Raw genomic sequence first — 20770 nt, forward strand, 5'->3', positions numbered from 1 at the left:
TTTAGCTTTCGCGCGTGGTGGCATCGGCAGGTTCGTCGGTTTGCCCTCTCCCGCTTGCGGGAGAGGGGTCGGGGGAGAGGGCGGGCGCTCGTTATGTCGTCGCGCTGGAGAGGCCACCGGATTTGCTTCCGGTGGCTCGTGTTCGCAGTTCGTGCGATTGCTGCGAGGCTCTCAACCTTAGAGCCCCAGCACCAGCTTCGCGATGATGTTGCGCTGGATTTCGTTGGAGCCGGCGTAGATCGATGCCTTGCGATAGTTGAAGTAGCGCGGCGCGAGCGGTGCGGCGTAGTCGGGGCCTATGTGCGGCCCTGCGGGGCGTCCCTGCTGTTCGGCCCATCCGTCCTGGACGAAGGGCAGCGCGTAGGGTCCGGCGGCTTCCACCGCCAGTTCGCTGATGGCCTGGATGGTTTCGGTGCCTGCCAGCTTGAGCATGCTGGAGGCGGCGCCGATCGAGGTGCCCGACGCTACGCTGGAGAACAGCCGCAGCTCGCTCGCTTCCAGCGCGGCGGCGCGTACGTGCAGCTCGGCCAGTTTGCGGCGGAAGCCGGGATCGTCGAGCAGGCGGCCGCCATCTTCGCCGGGTTCGTTCGCCGCGATGCGCGCTACCTTGATCAGTTGCTGGCGCAGCATCGGACCATAGCTGCCGCCGCGTTCGAATTCGAGCAGGTACTTGGCGTAGGTCCAGCCGAGGCCTTCTTCGCCGATGCGGTTTTCGACCGGCACGCGCACGTTTTCAAAGAAGACCTGGTTGACTTCCTGCTGGCCCGCGACCGGGCCGTCCAGCGTGGGCAGCGGCGCCACGGTGATGCCGGGCGTGCGCATGTCCACCAGCACGAAGGAGATGCCGTCCTGGCGGCGTGCGTCGCGGCTGGTGCGTACCAGGCAGAACATCCAGTCGGCCCATTGCGCGTGCGTGGTCCAGATCTTGGAGCCGTTGAGGACATAGTGCTCGCCGTCCTGGTCGCGCCCGCGTTCGGCGCGCATCTGCAGGGAGGCCAGGTCGGAGCCGGAGTTGGGTTCGGAGTAGCCCTGGCACCACCAGATGTCGGAGCGCAGGATGGGCGGCAGGAAACGCGCTTTCTGCTCGGGGCTGCCGTATTTCATGATCACCGGCGCCACCATCTTCAGGCCCATCGGCGATACGGTCGGGCAGCCGGCGGCGGCGGTCTCGGCCTGGAACAGGTAGCGCTGCGCCGGCGTCCAGCCGGGGCCGCCGTATTCCTCGGGCCAGTTCGGGGCGGCCCAGCCGCGCTCGAACAGTTTCTTCTGCCAGCGCACCTGGCCTTCCTTGTCGAGGTAGCCATTCTTGGTGCGCGCCATCAAGGCCTTGAGGCCGGGGTCGAAGGCCTCGGTGATCCAGGCGCGGACCTCGTCGCGGAACTGCAGTTCTTGCGGGGAGAAATCGAGATTCATCGGTGGGCCTCGGGATGTTCGTCAGTGCGGGCAGGGATGCGTGCGCTCACGCGGCAGCCGGATACAGCAGGTCGGCGTAGCGGCGCAGGTGATGTTCGGCCGAGCCAAACTGCAGGTCGATGGCGGTGACGCGCTTGAAGTAGTGCCCGACTGCAAGCTCCTCGGTCACGCCCATGCCACCGTGGATTTGCACCGCGGCCTGGCCCACGAACTTGCCGGCCTGTCCGGCCTGCGCCTTGGCGGCGCTGGCGGCCAGCGCGCGCTGTGCGGGATCGGCGCCTGCCTGCATGGCGGCGACCTGGGTCAGCGCCACGGTTTGTTCGAGCTGCACATACATGTCGGCCATGCGGTGCTGCAGCACCTGGAAGGTGGCGATCGGCGCGCCGAACTGCTTGCGCTGGCGCGCGTAGTCGACCGTATCGGCGAGCATCCGGCTCATCGCGCCGCCGGCTTCGGCGCACAGCGCCACGGCGGCGTCGTCGCTCAGGCGCTCGATCAGTGCCAGCGCGTCGCCCTCGGCGCCCAGCAGTGCGCTGTCCGGCACGAAGACGTTGTCGAGCAGGATGTCGGCGGCGCGCGAGCCGTCCACCGTGGGGTATTCCAGCAGCGTCACGCCCGGCGCGTTGCGCTCGATCCAGAACAGGCTGATGCCGGCGCGGTCGCGGCGCTGGCCGGCGGTGCGCGCGCTGACCACCAGGTGCGTGGCCCACGGCGCGGCCACCGCCACGGCCTTGTGCCCGCTCAGGCGCCAGCCGCCTTCGCCACGCGTGGCGCTGGTCGCGACGTCGTGCAGGCAATAGCGGCTGCGCGGTTCGCCGTGCGCCCAGGCTACCGTGGCTTCGCCGCCGATGATGGCGGGCAGCCAGTTGGCCGCCAGCGTTTCGCTGCCATGCAGCAAGGCGCCGCCGCCAAGCACTACGGTTGACAGGTAGGGCTCTACCACCAGGTGGCGGCCAAACTGCTCCATCACGATCATGTGTTCGATGGCGCCGCCGCCCAGCCCGCCGAAGCGCTCCGGGAACGCCGCGCCGAGCAGGCCCAGTTCCTGCGCCAGCGCCTTCCAGCACGCCGGCCGCCAGCCCGCCGGCGAGCGGAGCGCCGCCTGGCGCGCTTCGAAGTCGTAGTGATCGGCCAGGTAGCGCGCGAGCGTGTCGCGCAGCATCGATTGTTCTTCGCTGAATTGGAAATCCACTGTGGGTCCTCGGCGCGGTTGCTTTAGGGCACCTGCCATTATGCGAAGCGGCTGCGGCGCTGCATCGTCCGATGCGACGAATCGTCCCCGGCGCGCAAGCGCGCCTGCGCATCGATTGCGGCACCGCGTCAAGGCGCGTTCGTCGCTTCGGACGATGCCCGGGACGGCCGCGTGTCCGGACAATGTGGGTCGTCGTATTCCATGCCGGATTCCGCGGCATCCATCCAGTCAGCCAGTTCTGCCACACCCACTTCCAGGAGGGTCAGTCATGCACCCGCATGTTCACGCGCAGCGCACCCCGGACAAGCCGGCCATCATCATGGCGGGCGGCACCGTCGTCACCTACCGCGAGCTTGACGAGCGCTCCAACCAGGTGGCGCGCCTGTTCCGCGATCACGGCTTGCAGCCAGGCGACCGCGTGGCCTTCCTGCTGGAGAACCATCCGCGGCTGTTCGAGTTGTGCTGGGGCGCGCAGCGCTCGGGGCTGATCTACGTCTGTATCAGCACGCGGCTCAATGTGGACGACGCGGCGCACATCGTGGCCGATAGCGGCGCCAGGATGCTCGTCACCTCCCACGCGCAGGCCGCGGTGGCGCAGGGGCTGGCGGCCAGGGCGCCGGGCCTGGGCGCGCGCCTGATGATGGACGGCGCCGTGCCCGGCTTCACCGCTTATGAGACCAGCCTGGCGCAATACCCCGGCTGGCGCATCGAGGACGAATGCGCGGGCACGGACATGCTGTACTCCTCCGGCACCACCGGCCGCCCCAAGGGCGTATTCACGCCGCCGGCCAACCCGCAGATCGACGTGCCGGGCACGCTGGCGCTGATGTGCCAGTCGCTCTACCAGTTCGGCCCGGACATGCGCTACCTCTCGCCCGCACCGCTCTACCATGCGGCGCCGCTGCGCTACAACATGGCGGTGCAGCAACTCGGCGGCACCTCGGTGGTGATGGAGCATTTCGACGCGGAAGCATTCCTGCGGCTGGTGGCCGCGCACCGCATCACACACACCCAGGTCGTGCCGACGATGTTCTCGCGCATGCTCAAGCTGCCCGGAGCGGTGCGCCAGCGCCACGATGTTTCCTCGCTGCGCTTTGCCGTGCATGCCGCCGCGCCCTGTCCGGTGGCCGTCAAGGAGCAGATGATCGAATGGTGGGGCCCGATCATCTGGGAGTACTACGCCGGCACGGAGGGCAACGGGTCCACCGCGGTCGGTTCCGCCGACTGGCTCAGCCACAAGGGCACGGTGGGCCGCGCGTCGGTGGGCGAGTTGCGTATCTGCGACGACAGCGGCGCCGTGCTGCCGCCGGGCGAGCCGGGCATCATTTACTTCGCCGAGGGGCGCAGCTTTGTCTATCACAACGATCCCGAGAAGACCGTGCAGTCGCGCCACCCCGTGCATGCGGGCTGGACCACGCTGGGCGATGTCGGCTACGTGGACGAGGACGGCTATCTCTACCTGACCGACCGCAAAGCCAACATGATCATCTCCGGCGGCGTCAACATCTATCCGCAGGAGGCCGAGAACCTGCTGATGACCCATCCCAAGGTGATGGACGTGGCGGTGATCGGCGTGCCCAACGAGGACTTCGGGGAGGAAGTCAAAGCGGTGGTGCAGCCACTCGACATGGCGCACGCCAGCCCGGCGCTGGCCGACGAATTGCTTGCCTTTTGCCGCACGCACCTCTCGGCCATCAAGTGCCCGCGCTCGGTGGACTTTGCCGACGAACTGCCGCGGCTGCCGACCGGCAAGCTGCTCAAGCGGCTGCTGCGCGAGCGCTACTGGGCGGGACGGGAGAACAAGCTCGTCTAGGCGGGGGCATCCGGCGCGCATGGGTGCGCCGGGTGCCAGGCGGTCGTTTACGCCATAATCAGCCGTTCGATCCCTGGCGCATGTGGCGCCAGCAGCCGGCAACCATAAGCCGGTGCCGATCGCACGGCATCCGCCCGGCGTGGATGCCGCCGCCAACAGGAAGACACGGCGAATGGCAATTATCGAGGAGACCAGCGCGGGCCACGGGGGCGCAGCCCGCGCTGCCACGCTGGTGGCAAAGCTGCGCCCGCCCATGCTGACCCCGTTCCAGGTGGAACGCCGCGCCATTTGCGACGCGGTATGCGCGGCCGGCTTCGTCAAGCTGGTGCTGGTGCGCGCGCCGGCCGGTTTCGGCAAGACCACCGCCATGCTGCAATGCCGCGCGCGGCTGGATGCCGACGGCGTTGCCACCGCCTGGCTCACGCTGGACCGAGCGGACAACGACGCCACGCGGTTTCTCGGCTCGCTGGAAGCCGCTTTCGAGCTGGTGCTGCGCAAGGGGGGCGCGCCGCTCGCCGCCAGCCAGCCGGCGCCTCGGCCGGTGGGCGAGCAGGCTCTGGCGCTGATCGACCGCATGGCGGGCCACGACCGCCCCTTTACCCTGTTCCTGGACGACTTCGAGGCCCTGCAGAATCCCGCCGTTGCCGGCCTGGTCTGGCAGGTGGTGGAGCAATTGCCGCCTGGCGGCCGGCTGGTCGTCGGCACGCGCTGGGTGCCGGATTCCGGGCTGGCACGCCTGCGCGCGCGCGGCGAACTGCTGGAGATCGAGCCTGCCCAGCTGCGCTTTACCGCCGACGAAACCGATCATTTCCTGCGCAGCGCGCGCGGCCTGGCGCTGCAACCCGCGGCCATCTCCACGCTGCACCGCCGTACCGAAGGCTGGGCCACGGCGTTGTGGCTGGCCTCGGTGGCGCTGGAGCGGCGCGGCCAGCCGGATGCCTTCATCGCCGGCTTTTCCGGCTCCAACGCAGCCATTGCCGATTACCTCGTCGAAGACGTCTACCTGCACCTGCCCGATGCGGTGCGTGCTTTCCTGCTGCGCACCTCCATCCTCGACCAGCTCAGCGGGCCGCTGTGCGATGCCGTCTGCGGCACCGCCGACAGCGAGGAAATCCTCGCCTGGCTGGAGCGGGCCAACCTGTTCCTGATGCCGCTGGACGGCGAACGCCACGGCGGCGCCGAGCGTCCCGCCCAACCCAACGCGCGCTGGTACCGTTATCACAGCCTGTTCTCCAGCTTCCTGCGCGCGCAGCTCCAGCAGGGCATGCACGACGAGGTGCCGGCGCTGCAGATGGCCGCCTCGCGCTGGTATGAGGCGCAGGGCCGCCCTGTACCCGCCATCGAACATGCGCTGGCGGCCGGCGCGGTCGGCCACGCGCTTCCGCTGCTGGCGGGCTCCGTGGACGACCTGCTGGCGCAGGGGCGCATGCGCCTGCTGACGCGCTGGCTGGACGCCGTGCCGGCCGGCGCGCTGGCGGCTTGGCCCAAGTTGCAGATCGCCCATGTCTGGGCCTTGTCGTTTACGCGCGGACCGGCCGACGCCATCGCGCTGCTGCAGACCATCCCGCTGGCCGGCGCCGAGGGCGACCTGCTGGCCCACGTGCGCGCGCTGCGCCATATGCTGCTGAACATGATGGACCGCTTCGACGAGGCGCGCGCCTACAGCCGCGACGATCCGCTGCCGCTGCCGATGGGCTACCCGTTCCCGGATTCCATCCTCGCCACCTCGATGGCGCGCATGGCCGCGGTGACCGGCGACTACCGCGAGGCGCGGCGGCTGCTGGGCGTGGCCCGCCAAGTGGTGCGCGGTTCCGACAGCAATTTCAACAAGATTTTCTCGGAATCGGTGGAAGGGCTGATCGACCTGCGCCAGGGGCGACTGCAGCAAGCGCTGGCGCGTTTCCGCATTGCCGCCAGCACCATGCTGCCGAACCGCTACGGTCCCACCAACGGCAACGCCATGGCCGGCATCCTGCTGGCCGAAGCGCTCTACGAGATCAACGAGCGCGAGCGCGCGGAGCGCCTGCTCAATGTGTACGTACCGCTGGCACGCGACCTCGGCCTGCCCGACCAGATCATCACCGGCCATACCGTGCTGGCCCGCATCGCCTGCGATCGCGGCGACGTGGACGGCGCGCACGAATGGCTGGCCGCGCTCGAGCACCTCGGCCATCATCGCGGCCTGCCGCGGCTGGTGCTGGGCGCCATGCTGGAGCGCGCCCGGCTGGCCCTGCTGCAGGGTAACCAGCACGCTGCCGAGGAGGCGCTGCTGCATGCCGCGGACCCGGCACTGTGGCGGGCGCGTCCCGGCGTCAGTGCCGTCAGTTCCTTTGCCAACGACGTGGAAGACGTGCCCATGGGGCGGCTGCGGCTGGCACTGTTCACCGAGCCCTCGGCCGCCACGCGCGAGGCGATCGAGAAAGAACTCGCTGCCGCCGAGCGGGCGCAGCTGATGCGGCGCGCGCTCAAGCTGCGCATCCTGCTGGCGCTGGCCTGCCAGCGCGGCGGGGATGCCGCGCGGGCGCTGCTGACGATGGGCGAGGCACTGCGCTTCGGGGCGGCGGAAGGCTTTATCCGCATCTTCGCCGACGAGAGCACCGAGATCCGGCGGCTGGTGGGCGAGGCCTGCGTGCGCCAGGGCAGCGCGCTGCCCGCGGGCTACGTCGAGCGGTTGCTGCAGGCTTGCGGCGGCGCCCCGGAGCCGGCCGACCCCGCCGCCATGCAGGCCCGCCACGGCCTGCTGGAGCCGCTCACGCCCAAGGAGCAGAAGGTGCTGCAGCTGCTGGCCGAGGGCTTCTCCAATGTGGCAATGGCCGACCGGCTCTTTGTCTCGGAGACCACGGTACGCACCCACCTGCGCAATATCAGCGCCAAGCTGCGCGCCAGCAACCGCACGCAGGCGGTGGCTATCGCGCGGCAGCTGGGTTTGCTGTAGCGATCCTCAGGCGGCGCCGCGTGGAAGCAGGGCCACGGCGTCGTCATACAGCGCGCGCGGGATGAGCACGCCATGGCGCAGGCTGGCTTCGCGCGCCCGATAGCGTCGCTGCGAAGGCAGCCGCGCCCCTTGTCCGAGCATCGCCTCGAACAGGCTTTCCGCCCGCGCCAGTTCCGCCTCGCACTGCGCGCCCAGAAAGCGCGCGGGATCGATGGCGATGATCAGCTCGCCCCCCATCGGCGACGACTTCGTGCCCGCATCGTAGGCCAGCGAATCCATGCTGGTCATGTCGGCGATCAGCGGACCGGCGAGCAGTTCGACCATGGCGGCAAGGGCCGCGCCCTTGTGCCCGCCGAAAGTCAGCATGGCGCCGTGGTCCAGCACGGTGGCGGCGTCGGTACAGGATTTCCCGTCGGCGTCGATGCCCCAGCCTTCGGGGATCGGCTTGCCCGCGCGGCGATGCAGTTCGATCTCGCCGCGCGCCACCGTACTGGTGGCGAAGTCGAAGATGAAAGCGGGCTGGCCGGCGCGCGGCCAGCCGAAGGCCAGCGGATTGGTGCCGAACAGCGGCTTGCTGCCGCCCGCGGGCGTGACCCAGGCATGGCTGGGCGTGCAGGCCAGGGCGACCAGGCCGGCATCGGTCAGTGGTTCGATGTCCGCCCACAAGGCGGAGAAATGCACGCAGCGGTTGATGCCCAGCGCCGCGATCCCCTGCGAGCGGGCCTTGCCGATCAGGTATGGCAACGCCGTCTTGTAGGCCACTTGCGAGAAGCCGCGCATGGCATCGACCCGCAGCAGTGCGGGCGCCATTTCGTGCAGCTTGGGCATGGCGTCCGGCGACACCTTGCCGGCCCTGAGCGTGGCGATGCAGCCGAGCAGCCGGTAGAGGCCATGGGAAGCGCAGCCGTCGCGCTCGCCGGCGACCAGCGTATCGGCCACGGCCTCGACATGCGGATCGCTGAACCCGTGATGCCGCAGCACGGCGGTGGCCAGCGCGCGGACTTCGCGCAGGGAGAGGCGCTCGGTGGCGGTGCCGCGCGGCTGCCTGTGCCGCCGTGGGGCGATGGGATCGTTCATCGGGGCTCCGGGTTGAGGTGGAGGTGGAGGGTAAGGTTGAGGTTGAGGCAATCGCTATTCGTCATCGTCACCGCCGAGATCCATCAGCGCGGAAGGTATGCCGGTGCGGGCGCCCCAGCCATAGATCCCCAGCGCGACAAGCGCCACCAGCGCGGTGTCCCACGGATGGCCGATCGCGCCGATGCCGCCGAAGGAGCCCAGGTAGGAGGCCACGATGATCAGCACATAGAAGGCGATCAGCCATAGCGAGGACTTCACCTGTTGCGCCAGGCCAAGGCGATGGGTGGGTACCGCGCGCCTGCAAAGCAGGTAGACCAGGAACATGGCGATCTGCAGTCCCAGCAGCCAGGACACCGTGCCCCAGCCGGACCAGTACACGATCAGCGCGGCGACGATGAACGAGAGCGGGCCGAGCACGGCCAGCCACCGGACCCGGAACGGCCGGCGCAGGCCGGGCGCGTTGCGGCGCAATGCGGCCACCGTGACGGGCGCGACCGCGTAGCTCAGCACCAGCGCGGCCGACACCACGTTGATCATGGCCTCCCACGAGGGAAAGGGCAGGGTCCAGAACACGGACAGCGCGAAGGTCAGCCACAAGGCCGGCCGCGGAATCCCCGAGGCCGCGTCGATACGCGAGAACAGCTTGAAAAAGGTGCCGCCGCGCGCCCAGCCGTAGACCACGCGGGGCGTGGCGTTCATGTAGATATTGCCGGTGCCGCTGGGCGAGATCACCGCGTCCGAGACCACCAGGAAGGCCAGCCAGCCCACGCCGAGCGCCAGCGCGATATCGCGGTAAGGCAGCGCGAACGCCTTGCCGACGCCACGCCAGCCGTCCGACAGCGTCTCGGCCGGCACGCCGCCGAGGAAGGCGATCTGCAGCAGCACGTAGATCAGGGTGGACAGCAATACCGACAGGATCAGCGCGATGGGAATGGTGCGCTGTGGCGAGCGGACTTCGCTGGCCACCGAGATGATCGGCGTCAGCCCGAGGTAGGCAAAGATGATGCCCCCGGCGGAAACGGCGGCCTGGATGCCGGACAGCCCGAACGGCGCGAAGCCATGCACCTGCAGATTGGCCGGCTTGAAATGCGTGAACAGCACCACGATGACCAGCAGCGGCACCACGAACTTGAACACGCTGACGATGTTGTTGGCGCGCGCGAAGGTCTTGACGCTGTAGTAGTTGAGCACGAAGAACAGGCACAGCATCGCGAACTGCGCCGCCCAGCCGAGCGGGGTGGGACGGCTCGATCCCGGCTGGCTCAGGAAGGGGAACCAGGCCGCCGCATACTGGCGCGCAGCCACGACTTCGATGGCGATCAGGCTGGAGAAGGCGATCAGCGTGATCAGGCCCATCAGGTAGCCCATCAGCTCGCCGTGGGAATAAACCGGGTAGCGGATGATGCCGCCCGCGCGCGGCAGTGCCGCGCCCAGCTCGCAGTAGACGATGCCGAGCAGCAGCACGGCAAAACCGCCCAGCAGCCAGGAGACGATGCCGGCCGGCCCGGCGATGGCGGACACGTGGCTGGCGGCGAACAGCCATCCCGACCCGAAGATCGCGCCCAGGCCGATAAAGGTGAGATCGGTGAGGGTGAGCTGCCGCTTGAACTTGCCTTGCACTGGAGACATGGGGACTCCTTGGTCATCGGGGGATGGCGGCCGCGCGGGCCGGCGGCGCAGTCTCAGGCCCGCAGGCCGACGTCCGGCAGCACCGGGCGCGTGGCCATGGCCTGTGCGACCACCGTCATCACCTGTTCCAGTGCCTCGCCCTGCAGCGGCAAGCGCGGCGGCCGCGTGACGGCGCTCCCGCGCCCGGCGAGTTCCTCGCACAGCTTGATGCACTGGACCAGGTCCGGGCGCGAGTCCAGGTGCAGCAGCGGCATGAACCAGCGGTATAGCGCCAGCGCCTCGTCGAAGCGCCGTTGACGGGCCAGGCGGAACAGCGTCTCGCCTTCCTTCGGGAAGGCGTTGGACATGCCCGAGATCCAGCCCTCGGCGCCCACGGCAATACTTTCCAGCACCACGTCGTCCAGCCCGGCGAACAGCACGAAGCGGTCGCCCACGGCGTTGCGCAGGTCGATGAAGCGGCGCGTATCGCCGGAGGAATCCTTGAAGCAGACGATGTTCTCGCAATCGGCGAGCGAGACCAGGATGTCCGGTGTGATGTCGCTGCGGTAGACCAGCGGGTTGTTGTAGAGCATGACCGGCAGGTCCGTGGCGGTGGCGATGTCGCGGAAGTGCGCGGCGGCTTCGTGCGGCTTGGCGGAGTAGACCAGCGCCGGCATCACCATCACGCCGTCGACGCCGACCCGCGCCGCTTCGCTCACCATGTCCCGGGCGAAGGCGGTGGTGAATTCGGCAATGCCCGCAATGACCGGGATGCGGCCCTTGGCGGCGTCTTTCGCCGCTTCGATCACGGCAAGCTTTTCCCTGGTGGACATCGATGTGTTCTCGCCCACGGTGCCGCACACCACCAGGCCGGAGACCCCGTCGGCAACCAGGTTGCACATCACCTTATGGGTGGCTTCGATATCCAGCGAGTAATCGGCCTTGAATTGCGTGCTGACGGCGGGAAATACACCGGTCCAATGGATGGCGTTGCGGCTCATATCGTCTCCTTTCGTGTACGTGGGGTGTGCCGGCACGGCATCACCTGGCCACCAGCCTTCAGGTTCGCAGTTGCGCGCCGTTCGGGCTTGAGGCTTTCCGCAAAGCAGGTAGACGAAATCGGCACAATACGAGCCCGCATCGGGCGAGGCCGCGCAAGCGGGTTCGACGGGGGCGGCCTTTTGCGCGCCCGCCGTTCAATCGTGCGCGGCGGGCTTGCCGGCCGGCGGCCTGAACTGCCGCGGCGTGAGTCCGGTCAGGGCCTTGAACTGCCGGGTGAAGGCGCTGTGATCGGTATAGCCGCACTCGAGCGCGATGTCGGTGATCGGCATATCGGTGGACAGCAGCTCGGACGCGCGCTCCAGCCTTGCCTTGTGGATCATCTGGCGCGGCGTCAGGTGGAAGATGCGCTTGCAGTAGCGCTCCAGCTGCGCCGCCGACAGGCCGGTCAGCCTGGTCAGTTCGGAAAGCAGGATGGGGCGCATGTAGTGCTCGCGGATATAGGTGTCAACCGCCGCCAGCCGCTGGTAGGCCGGATGCGTGTCCCTGGCGCACTGCAGGTCGTGGGAGATGCCGGCCATGCCGATGATGCGGCCATCGCGATCCAGCAGGGGGCGCTTGCAGGTCATGCACCAGCCCGCATCGCGCGCGGGATAAAGATGGAGCTCAAGCTGCTGCGCAATGGCGCAGCCGGTATCCAGCACGCGCCGGTCCTGCTCCGTGTAGCGCTGGCCGAGATAGGCGGGAAAGACCTCGGCCGACGTCTTGCCAAGCAGGGGCTCGATCCGCTTGAAGCCGCAGCGGGTAGCCAGCGTGAGGTTGGCGACCAGATAGCGCGCCTGGCGGTCCTTGATGAAGAACACCACGTTGGGAATGGCGTTCAGCAACGGCGTGATCAGCGACATGGCATTGAGCAGGGTGGCCATGTCGCGCGGGCGCTGCTTCGATAGGCCCGCGCAGATGTCGGCGAGGTGAGTGATGTTGTCGGCCTCGCCCTGGCTTGCCGGTGCTGGCGAGTGCTGCCGGGGCAGGATGGCGGGGGCGGTGCGGGAGAGCGATGGCGGCATATTGTCTCCTGAGGGCTTTTTAGTTCATCGGATTTCCGGGTGCGTCGATCCACGGATCTACCTGTGGTCTTCTCAGCCGTCGTCATGTCAAGCCGCGCTGGCGCATCCCGTCAGCCTGTCAGCTTCCCCCGTTCTCGTCCAGCATCAATGTGCCGATCCGCGCGGGAGACAGCGGCGGGCGCGGCGTGGACCGCGTCCAGCCGAACAGGACGCGGCCGGCCGTGGCGCAGACGCGTCCCTGGCAGGCGCCCATGCCGCAGCGGCTCTGCATCCTGGCCATCCAGGCATCCGGATATGCCTGGATGGCCGATAGCGGCACATCCTCGCAGCGGCACAGCGGCGTGTCGGCGCGGGCCAGGGTCTTGAGCGCGGGGTCGAGCGCGAACGTGGTCCGCACCTGTTCCGCGAATGCATGCCAGCGGGCGCGCGTTGCCGCCAGCGCGCCAGCCCGGTCGTCGGCGCCCGCTGCCGCGTAGCCGGCGATCCTGCCTTCGAGCAGGGCCAGCTCGCTGCCGCCGATGCCAGTGCATTCCCCCGCCGCATAGACGTGGGGCAGGCCGGTGCGCTGGAGCGCATCGACGGCAATCGCATCCGATTCGGGGTCGAGCGGGCAGCCCAGCAGCGCGGCCAGCCCGCTATTCGGCACCAGCCCGAAGCCGCACGCCAGCCGGTCGCAGGCAAGCGCCACGGTACGGCCGCCCTGGCTGATGCGCACCGCGCGCAGGCGCTCGTCGCCCAGTGCCTCCACCACATGGGAGCCCGCCCGATAGTGGCCATCCAGCAGGGCGACGGCCTGTGCCGCCTTGGACGGCCAGCGCCACAGCGCGCCGGCGAAGCGCGTCAGGCGCGACAGTGGCGCCTGCTCGGCGATGCGCGCGACGTGCGCGCCGTGCCGTCGCGCCGTGGCGGCCGCCGCCAGCAGCAGCGGCCCGCTGCCGGCAATGACGATGCGCTCGCCTCTGACCGGCGTGCCCGCCTTGACCAGGGCCTGTAACCCGCCCGCTCCGCTCACGCCGGGCAGGGTCCAGCCGGGAAAAGGCAGCAGCAGTTCGCGCGCACCGGTGCACAGGATCAGGTTGCGGAATTGCAGGTGCATGGCGCTCTCGTCGCTCTCGTCGCTCTCAACCAGCAGCGTGTGGGGTGCTGGCGCGGCGATCACGCGCGTCGAGGCGTACAGCGCGATGCGGCCGTGCGCGGCGATGGCGTGGCGCAGGCTGCGCGCCTGCGCTGGCAGCCGCTCGCCCGGCCCATCGCGCCAGATCTGTCCGCCGGGCGCCGGGTTGTCGTCGATCAGCGCGACGCTGCATCCGCTCCCGGCCGCCGCGCGCGCCGCCGCCATGCCGGCGGGCCCGGCGCCAACGATCAATACGTCGTAGCGGCGCTGGCAAGCGGCAGGTGCCTGCCCGGTGCCTGTGTGCCGCGCGCTCATGGCGTGCGCTCCAGCACCATGCCCTCCCGGCACGTGATCTGGCACGCCAGCCGGCGCCGCCCGTCGATGGTCATGCGGCATTCCTGGCAAATGCCCATGCCGCAAAACGGCGTGCGCGGCTCGCCGCCGCAGGCGCGGCGGGTGAACGGCCGGTCGCTATAGGCCATGGCCGCCGCCACGGAGATGCCCGCCGGCACCCGCAGCGCGCTGCCATCCAGGAGGACGTTCACGGTCGGGTTACCGGCCCGGTTGCGTTTCATGCATGGTCTCCCTGCCGGGGCCAGAAGCGGTCTTCGTGGCTGCGGCGAAGCGGCTGAAGGAAAAAGGCGCCGGATCAATCGGGGCCCGGTGGCCCAGCAGCAGCGACGCCAGCAGGCGCGCGCTGCCGGGCGCGGTGGTCACGCCCAGCCCCTCGTGGCCCACCGCCAGCCACAGGCCCGGCTGTCCGGGGTGGGCGCCGACGATGGGCAGCCCGTCGGGTGTGGCGGCGCGAAAACCGGTCCAGCAGCGGATCGCGTTCATGTCGGCGAGGGCGGGCAGGTAGGCGGCGGCGCGCTGGAGCATGCGGGCCATCACCTGGCTATCCACGGCAGCGTCGAGGCTGTCGAACTGGCGCGACGAGCCGATCAGCAGCTGGCCCGTGGGGCGCGGCTGCACATTGAAGGCGACCGAAGTCCCATCGCTGTGGTGCGCGCTCGCGGCATAGCCGAGTTCGACCAGTTGATGGTTTACGCAGGCCGGGTAGCGGTCGGTAATGACGAGATGCCCCTTCCTGGCGCGGATCGGCAGCGCGGGCAACAGTTGCGTTGCCTGGATGCCGTTGGCGACGACGACCGCGGTGGCGGTCAGCCGCCTGCCGTCTTCCAGGGTGACATGGTTTGCCTCCACCGCGCTCACCGTGGCGTGCAGAAGGTTTATGCGCGATGCCCTCTGCGCGAGCAGCCATGGCGCCACGGCCGGGGCGTAGACGATGGCATCGCCCGCGACCTTGAGCGCGCCCGCCAGGCCCGGCCGCAGCATGGGCTCCTGGCGCGCCAGTTCGCCGGCATCCAGTGTGGCGCTCGGGATGCCCTGCGTCCGCAGCGCGTCGTGCCGCTGGCGGGCCAGGTCCATTTCCGCGGCATTGCTGGCCAGCCACAGCGTGCCGCACTGGCGATAGGCGCAGCTGGCCGGCATGTCGCGGGCGAGTTTCCGCCAGAGCCTGAGCGAGCAAGCGCACAGGTCACGCTCGGCGGCGGTGTCGTCCATCATCACCAGATGGCCCATGCCGGCGTGGGTGGCGCCGCCTGCGCGGCTGTCCAGCACGCAGACATCCAGCCCGTTCCCGGCCAGTTCGAAGGCGCAGGCCGCGCCGACGATCCCGGCGCCGATCACGATGACATCGCCGCAAGCCTGCGCGGGCCTCATGCGCCGATGCCCCAGGCGAAGGGATCGTCGTGCGCGATCAGCAGCGTGGCCTCGGCATACACATGCGCGCGGCCGTGGATGGTCGGGATGATGCGGCCGGGTTCGTCGGCGGGCGCATAGTGCGCCACGAAGCGGCTGCCGGTCACGCTGGCCTGGCGCCAGGGTGTGCCGGGCGCGAGCTTGCCGTCCGCTGCCAGGCAGGCGAGCTTGGCGCTGGTGCCAGTGCCGCACGGAGAGCGGTCGTAGGCCTTGCCCGGGCACAGCACGAAATTGCGGCTGTCGGCTTCATCGGCATCGTCGGGCGTGCAGAACAGTTCGATGTGGTCGACCGGCGCGCCGTCCGGCGCTGCGATGCCCGTCTGTTCGAGCGCCTGCCGCACGGCCCATGCGAATGCGGTCAGCGCCTCCAGGTTGTCGCGCGCGATGCGCTGGCCATGGGCTTCGATCAGGAAGAACCAGTTGCCGCCCCAGGCGATGTCGCCGGTGACGCGGCCGTGGCCCGGCACGTCGACGGCCACCGCACGCCGGTAGCGCCAGGCGGGCACGTTGCGCACGCCGACCGAGCCGTCTTCATGCAGCGTGGCCTCCACCGTGCCCACCGGCGTATCGATGCTGTGCCGGCCCGGCGCGATGCGCCCGAGATGCGCCAGCGAGGCCACCAGCCCGATGGTGCCGTGGCCGCACATGCCCAGGTAGCCGCTGTTGTTGAAGAAGATCACGCCCGCGCAGGCACCGGCGGAAACCGGCGGGCACAGCAGCGCGCCGACCATCACGTCGCTGCCGCGCGGCTCCAGCACGGTGGCGGCGCGCCAGCGGTCGTGCTCGCGCGCGAGCCGGCCCAGCCGCGCGGCCATGCCGCCGCTGCCCAGATCGGGGAAACCGTCGATGACCAGCCGGGTGGGTTCGCCGCCGGTGTGGGAGTCGACCACCCTGATCTGGCGGGGAGCGGGCGGTGAAGACACCGTGGAGCTTGCGTCGGAAGGCGGGGCGCTCGGATGCATGGCGGGAATGCCCAGGGGGCCAAGTGTGGATGACCCCTACAGCGTGGCATGGCCGCCTTCTGCTGACTTGTCGTCTTTCCCCTGCGGCGATGACGAAATCGGCATAGTGGCAAGCCGCTGCCCACCGCTGCCGCCGCTTGCCGCAGGGGCCTCAGATGCCGATGAACTCGGTGAACTCGGCGAGCGGCGCGCGCGTGGCGCGCAGCTGGTTGACCGGCGCTTGCGCGTCTTCATAGCCAATCGCCATGCCGGTAAACAGCATGCGTTCGGGCGGAATGGCGAGAAAGCCCGATATGGTTTCCGGGTAGATCGCCCAGCATTCCTGCGCGCAGCTGTCCAGCCCATGCTCGCGCAACAGCAGCATCACCGTTTGCAGGTACATGCCCAGGTCCGACCACTGCGGCGGGCCCATGCGGCGGTCCACGGTGCAGAACAAGGCCAGCGGCGCGCCGAAGAACGTGAAGTTATTGGCAAACTGGGCCATGCGCGCCCGCTTGTTCTCGCGCGGGATGCCCAGGCAGCGATAGAGGTCCTCGCCCACCTGGAAGCGGCGCTCGCGATAGGGCGAGACCAGGTCGCGCGGGTAGATGTCGTACTCGCTCCCTTCGCCGCCGGGCATGCCGGCGATGCGCTCGCGCATGGTGGCCTTGAGCCGCTCCAGCGGCTCGCCGCCCACCACGTGCAGGTGCCAGGGTTGCAGGTTGCCGCCCGACGGCGCGCGCGCGGCTTGCTCCAGCACGTCGCGAATGACCTCCGGCGGCACCGGCGTGGGAAGGAAGCCGCGTACCGATTTGCGGGTCTGGACTGCCATGCTGACTTTCACGCTGTTTTCCTTGGGGCTCGGCGGGGGATCAATGGCATCAGATAAAGGGCGGCTCGCTGCCCCAGTCGAAGAAGTCCGGCATGTCCTGCGACACGCGCTCCGGGAAGCTGGCCGGGCGTTTCTCCAGGAAGGCGCTGACGCCCTCCTTGACGTCCGCCGACTGGCCGCGCGACTGGATTGCGCGGCTGTCCAGGCGGTGCGCTTCCATCGGGTGGCTGGCGCCCGCCATGCGCCAGATCAGCTGGCGCGAGATGGCGACGGATACCGGCGCGGCGTTGTCCGCGATCTCGCGGGCCAGCGCCTGCGCGGCCGGCAGCAGGTCTTCGGGCGCGTGCAGCGAGCGCACCAGCCCGCGCTCCAGCGCTTCCTGCGCCGAGAACACGCGGCCGGTATAGCACCACTCAAGCGCCGTCGAGATGCCGACCACGCGCGACAGGAACCACGACGATGCCGCCTCCGGCGTGATGCCGCGGCGCGCGAACACAAAGCCGAACTTGGCGTCGGTGGAGGCCAGGCGGATATCCATCGGCAGTTGCATGGTCACGCCGATTCCCACCGCGGGCCCGTTGACCGCGGCGATCACCGGCTTGAGGCTGCGGAAGATACGCAGTGCCACGCGGCCGCCGCCGTCGCGGTGCGCCGCTTCCTTGCTGGCGCCGTAGCGCTTCTCGTAATCGAAGGTGGAGCCGCCCGAGGACAGGTCGGCACCGGCGCAGAAGGCGCGCCCGGAGCCGGTGACGATCACCGCGCGGACGTTGTCGTCGGCGTCGGTGGCGTCAAAGGCATCGATCAGCTCCTGCATCATCTGCGCGGTGAAGGCATTGAGCTTGTCCGGGCGGTGCAGGGTGATGGTGGCGACACCCCGGTCGACGGCGTATTGCAGGGTTTCGAAGCTGGGGGAAGTCGTGGAACTGGAATTGCTCATGGCTGGCCTTGGCTGCTCGAAAGGGTTGGTAGGTAAGGTAGTGCAGAATCGTGCGCCTGCAATCGTCGAATCCGACGAGGTAGCCGCCGCCGCCCCGCCGTAGACTGGCGCCAGGAGGCCTGGCGGCGAGATAGCGGCGAAGGGCGGCGCAAGCATGGCAGGCAAGGCAAAGAACCTGAAAGACAAGAAGCGAGAAGGAACCACATGAAGACGCGCATTACCGAATTGCTGGGTACCCGCTACCCGATCATCCAGGGCGGCATGCAGTGGGTAGGCTACGCCGAGATGGCCGCCGCGGTATCCAACGCCGGCGGGCTTGGCGTGCTGACCGCGCTGACCCAGCCCACGCCCGAGGCCCTGGCCGCCGAGATCCGCCGCACCCGCGAGCTGACCGACCAGCCCTTCGGCGTCAACCTGACGCTGCTGCCCTCGATCAACCCGCCCCCGTACGCGCGCTACCTCGACGTGATCATCGAAAGCGGCATCAAGGTGCTGGAAACCGCCGGCAACAATCCCAGGGAGCATATTGCGCGTGCCAAGGCAGCCGGTATCAAGGTGATCCACAAATGCGTGGCCATCCGCCATGCGCTGTCGGCCGAGCGCCTGGGCGTGGACGCGGTGTCGATCGACGGCTTCGAGTGCGCGGGCCATCCCGGCGAGGACGACGTGCCGGGCATGGTGCTGATCCCGCTGGCGGCGCGCCGGCTGGGCATTCCGGTGATCGCTTCCGGCGGCATCGCCGACGGGCGGGGCATGGCCGCGGCACTGGTGCTGGGCGCCGAGGGCGTCAACATGGGCACGCGCTTCTGCGCCACCCGCGAGGCGCCGATCCACCACAACGTCAAGCAGGCGCTGGTGGACGCGAGCGAGCGCGACACCAACCTGATCTTCCGCACGCTGCACAACACGGCGCGCGTGCTCAAGAATGCGGTCTCCGATGAAGTCGTCACCATCGAACGCCAGCCCGGCGGCGCCCAGTTCGAGGACGTCAAGCACCTGGTGGCGGGCGTACGCGGCAAGGCCGCGCTCGCCGCCGGCGAGACCGATGGCGGCATCATCAGCGCCGGCCAGTGCGTGGGCCTGATCGACGATATCCCGACCTGTGCCGAGCTGATCGAGCGCATGGTGGCCGAATGCCGCGAGCAGCTCGGCGTGGCGTCGCGCTATTTCGCGGCGTGAGGCGGCGCGACAGGCATGGCTGAATCCAACCAATCTTCCGGCGCCGCTGGTGCCGATGCCGCCGACGCTGCCGACGCGGTCCCGCCGGGCTTCAAGGCCATGCGTCCCAGCGGCGGCTTTCTTGCCCATCTCGGCCAGCTCTACGTGGACAGCGGGCAGCGCGCGGTGGGCGTGCGCATCGGCAAGCATCACCTCAACCCGCTCGGCATCCCGCATGGCGGCATGCTGGCCACGCTGGCCGATACCGCCATCGGCATGATGATGCTGATGGAGGGCGAGCGCATGCCGCCCGCCGTGACCGTCAATCTCAGCCTGGACTATTTCGATGCCGCCCGCCTGGGCGAGTGGATCGAGGCGCATGTCGAGTTCGACAAAATGGGTTCGCGGCTGCGCTTCGGCCATTGCCGCGTGATGGCCGGCGAGCGCTGCCTGCTGCGCGCCACGGCCATTTTCTCGGTGCTGGCGCCCCGCACCTGAAGGGCGGCAACCTGCGTTCGCGCGATCGCCGGCACCGCGCAATCGTCGCTTCCGACGACGCCGGCCGCCCGGCTGCTGCGCCAGAATCCGCAACAGGTTAGCGAGGCTTGCCGTGCCATTCCCGGCGCGCGGCCACCACGGGCGGATCCGCCCGCAACGATAAGGGGAGAACACATGGCAGAGGCATACATCGTAGCGGCCGCGCGGACCGCGGGCGGGCGCAAGGGCGGCAAGCTGGCGGGCTGGCATCCGGCCGATCTCGCCGCGCAGGTACTGAATGCGCTGGTGGAACGCAGCGGCGCGGACCCGGCGCTGATCGACGACGTGATCATGGGCTGCGTGGGCCAGGCCGGCGAACAGGCCGGCAATGTGGCGCGCAATGCCGTGCTGGCCTCGCGCCTGCCGGAAAGCGTGCCCGGCACCTCGGTCGACCGCCAGTGCGGCTCGTCGCAACAAGCCCTGCACTTCGCCGCGCAGGCGGTGATGTCGGGCACCATGGACATCGTTATCGCCGCCGGCGTGGAGAGCATGACGCGCGTGCCGATGGGGCTGCCGTCCACGCTGCCGTTCAAGAACGGCTTTGGCAGTTCGATGAGCCCGGCCATGCAGGAGCGCTATCCTGGCGTGAAGTTCAGCCAGTTCACCGGCGCCGAGATGATGTCGCGCAAGTACGGCCTCACGCGCGACGATCTTGACCGCTACGCGCTGGAAAGCCATCGCCGTGCCATCGCCGCTACGCAGGCGGGGCGCTTCAAGGACGAAATCGTGCCGGTGGCGGTGCGCGCCGCTGACGGCAGCGGCAATGGCGAGTTGCATACGGTGGATGAAGGCATTCGCTTCGAGGCCAGCCTGGAGTCTATCGGCAGCGTCAAGCTGATCGAGGAAGGTGGCACAGTTACCGCTGCCAGCGCTAGCCAGATCTGCGATGGCGCGGCCGGCCTGATGGTGGTCAGCGAAGCCGGGCTGAAGAAGCTGGGCGTCAAGCCGCTGGCACGTATTCACCATATGTCGGTGCTGGGCCATGATCCCGTGATCATGCTGGAGGCGCCGTTGCCGGCTACGCTGCGGGCGCTGGGGAAGGCTGGCATGAAGATCGGGGATATCGACCTGTTCGAGATCAATGAGGCGTTTGCGCCGGTGCCGCTGGCGTGGCTCCAGACCACGGGTGCGGATCCGGCGCGCATGAATGTGAATGGCGGGGCCATTGCGTTGGGGCATCCGCTAGGGGGGTCGGGGGCGAAGCTGATGACTACGCTTGTGCATGCGCTGCATGCGCAGGGTAAGCGGTATGGGTTGCAGACGATGTGTGAGGGGGGGGGGATGGCTAATGTGACGATCGTTGAACGGTTGTAGGTTGTTGGGCTGCCTTCGCTGTTTTTTTTGCGGCGTTGGCCTTTGCACCCAACAGCGTACGACATCCCCCTG

Annotated in this window: 17 protein-coding genes; 5 read left to right on the plus strand and 12 right to left on the minus strand. The window is 69.1% G+C overall.

Translation table 11 applies throughout. The features are described 5' to 3' along the window. Positions 1–177: 177 nt before the first annotated feature. Both CF70_RS05930 and CF70_RS05935 read right to left on the minus strand, forming a co-directional pair. The gene (locus CF70_RS05930; RefSeq protein ID WP_035861799.1) at positions 178–1413 is read right to left on the minus strand and encodes an acyl-CoA dehydrogenase family protein; all 1236 of its coding nucleotides are present in this window, start codon (positions 1411–1413) and stop codon (positions 178–180) included. Between the two features lie 46 nt (positions 1414–1459). Further along, a complete protein-coding gene (locus CF70_RS05935) occupies positions 1460–2605 on the minus strand; it encodes an acyl-CoA dehydrogenase family protein (protein ID WP_035861802.1) in 1146 nt (381 codons plus the stop codon). 268 nt (positions 2606–2873) lie between these two features. Here CF70_RS05935 and CF70_RS05940 point away from each other — a divergent pair, with 268 nt between their 5' ends. After that, positions 2874–4418 (plus strand): AMP-binding protein, encoded by a 1545-nt coding sequence (locus tag CF70_RS05940; protein WP_035861806.1) that lies wholly within the window; start codon positions 2874–2876, stop codon positions 4416–4418. A 172-nt stretch (positions 4419–4590) separates the two neighbouring features. Then, the gene (locus CF70_RS05945) at positions 4591–7353 is read left to right on the plus strand and encodes a LuxR C-terminal-related transcriptional regulator (RefSeq protein WP_035861809.1); all 2763 of its coding nucleotides are present in this window, start codon (positions 4591–4593) and stop codon (positions 7351–7353) included. Between the two features lie 6 nt (positions 7354–7359). Here CF70_RS05945 and CF70_RS05950 read toward each other — a convergent pair whose 3' ends face one another. The 10 genes from CF70_RS05950 to CF70_RS05995 form a co-directional block, all read right to left on the minus strand. Further along, complete coding sequence (locus tag CF70_RS05950) at positions 7360–8430, minus strand: Ldh family oxidoreductase (RefSeq protein WP_051648069.1); 1071 nt, start codon at positions 8428–8430, stop codon at positions 7360–7362. A gap of 54 nt (positions 8431–8484) precedes the next feature. Next, positions 8485–10059: an APC family permease gene (locus CF70_RS05955; RefSeq protein WP_035861811.1), complete on the minus strand. Its 1575-nt coding sequence runs from the start codon at positions 10057–10059 to the stop codon at positions 8485–8487. Positions 10060–10112: 53 nt separating this feature from the next. After that, positions 10113–11039, minus strand: a complete 927-nt coding sequence (locus CF70_RS05960) for a dihydrodipicolinate synthase family protein (protein ID WP_035861814.1) — start codon at positions 11037–11039, stop codon at positions 10113–10115. 195 nt (positions 11040–11234) lie between these two features. Then, entirely contained in the window at positions 11235–12104 is an 870-nt protein-coding gene (locus tag CF70_RS05965) for an AraC family transcriptional regulator (RefSeq protein WP_235184904.1), read from the minus strand. A 118-nt stretch (positions 12105–12222) separates the two neighbouring features. After that, positions 12223–13533, minus strand: a complete 1311-nt coding sequence (locus CF70_RS05970; protein ID WP_051648070.1) for an FAD-dependent oxidoreductase — start codon at positions 13531–13533, stop codon at positions 12223–12225. Further along, positions 13530–13793 (minus strand): 2Fe-2S iron-sulfur cluster-binding protein, encoded by a 264-nt coding sequence (locus tag CF70_RS05975; protein ID WP_414629427.1) that lies wholly within the window; start codon positions 13791–13793, stop codon positions 13530–13532. The genes CF70_RS05970 and CF70_RS05975 overlap by 4 nt, the downstream gene beginning before the upstream one ends. After that, positions 13771–14940: an NAD(P)/FAD-dependent oxidoreductase gene (locus CF70_RS05980; RefSeq protein WP_051648071.1), complete on the minus strand. Its 1170-nt coding sequence runs from the start codon at positions 14938–14940 to the stop codon at positions 13771–13773. Before CF70_RS05980 ends, CF70_RS05975 begins: the two co-directional genes overlap by 23 nt. Then, on the minus strand, positions 14937–15941 hold the full coding sequence (locus CF70_RS05985) for a 4-hydroxyproline epimerase (protein ID WP_051648072.1): 1005 nt from the start codon (positions 15939–15941) through the stop codon (positions 14937–14939). Before CF70_RS05985 ends, CF70_RS05980 begins: the two co-directional genes overlap by 4 nt. A 151-nt stretch (positions 15942–16092) precedes the next feature. Then, positions 16093–16764, minus strand: a complete 672-nt coding sequence (locus CF70_RS05990) for a nitroreductase (RefSeq protein WP_035861816.1) — start codon at positions 16762–16764, stop codon at positions 16093–16095. 37 nt (positions 16765–16801) lie between these two features. Next, on the minus strand, positions 16802–17689 hold the full coding sequence (locus CF70_RS05995; RefSeq protein ID WP_035861824.1) for a crotonase/enoyl-CoA hydratase family protein: 888 nt from the start codon (positions 17687–17689) through the stop codon (positions 16802–16804). Positions 17690–17893: 204 nt separating this feature from the next. On the opposite strand from CF70_RS05995, the gene CF70_RS06000 reads away from it, so the two are divergent. From CF70_RS06000 to CF70_RS06010, 3 genes are all read left to right on the plus strand, one after another. Then, positions 17894–18868, plus strand: a complete 975-nt coding sequence (locus CF70_RS06000) for an NAD(P)H-dependent flavin oxidoreductase (protein ID WP_035861827.1) — start codon at positions 17894–17896, stop codon at positions 18866–18868. A gap of 15 nt (positions 18869–18883) precedes the next feature. Further along, on the plus strand, positions 18884–19345 hold the full coding sequence (locus CF70_RS06005) for a PaaI family thioesterase (RefSeq protein WP_035861831.1): 462 nt from the start codon (positions 18884–18886) through the stop codon (positions 19343–19345). A 174-nt stretch (positions 19346–19519) separates the two neighbouring features. Next, positions 19520–20698 (plus strand): acetyl-CoA C-acetyltransferase, encoded by a 1179-nt coding sequence (locus CF70_RS06010; protein WP_035861833.1) that lies wholly within the window; start codon positions 19520–19522, stop codon positions 20696–20698. The last annotated feature ends 72 nt before the right edge of the window (positions 20699–20770 follow it).

It is taken from the genome of Cupriavidus sp. SK-3 (assembly GCF_000611145.1).
In the GTDB taxonomy this organism is placed as follows: domain Bacteria; phylum Pseudomonadota; class Gammaproteobacteria; order Burkholderiales; family Burkholderiaceae; genus Cupriavidus.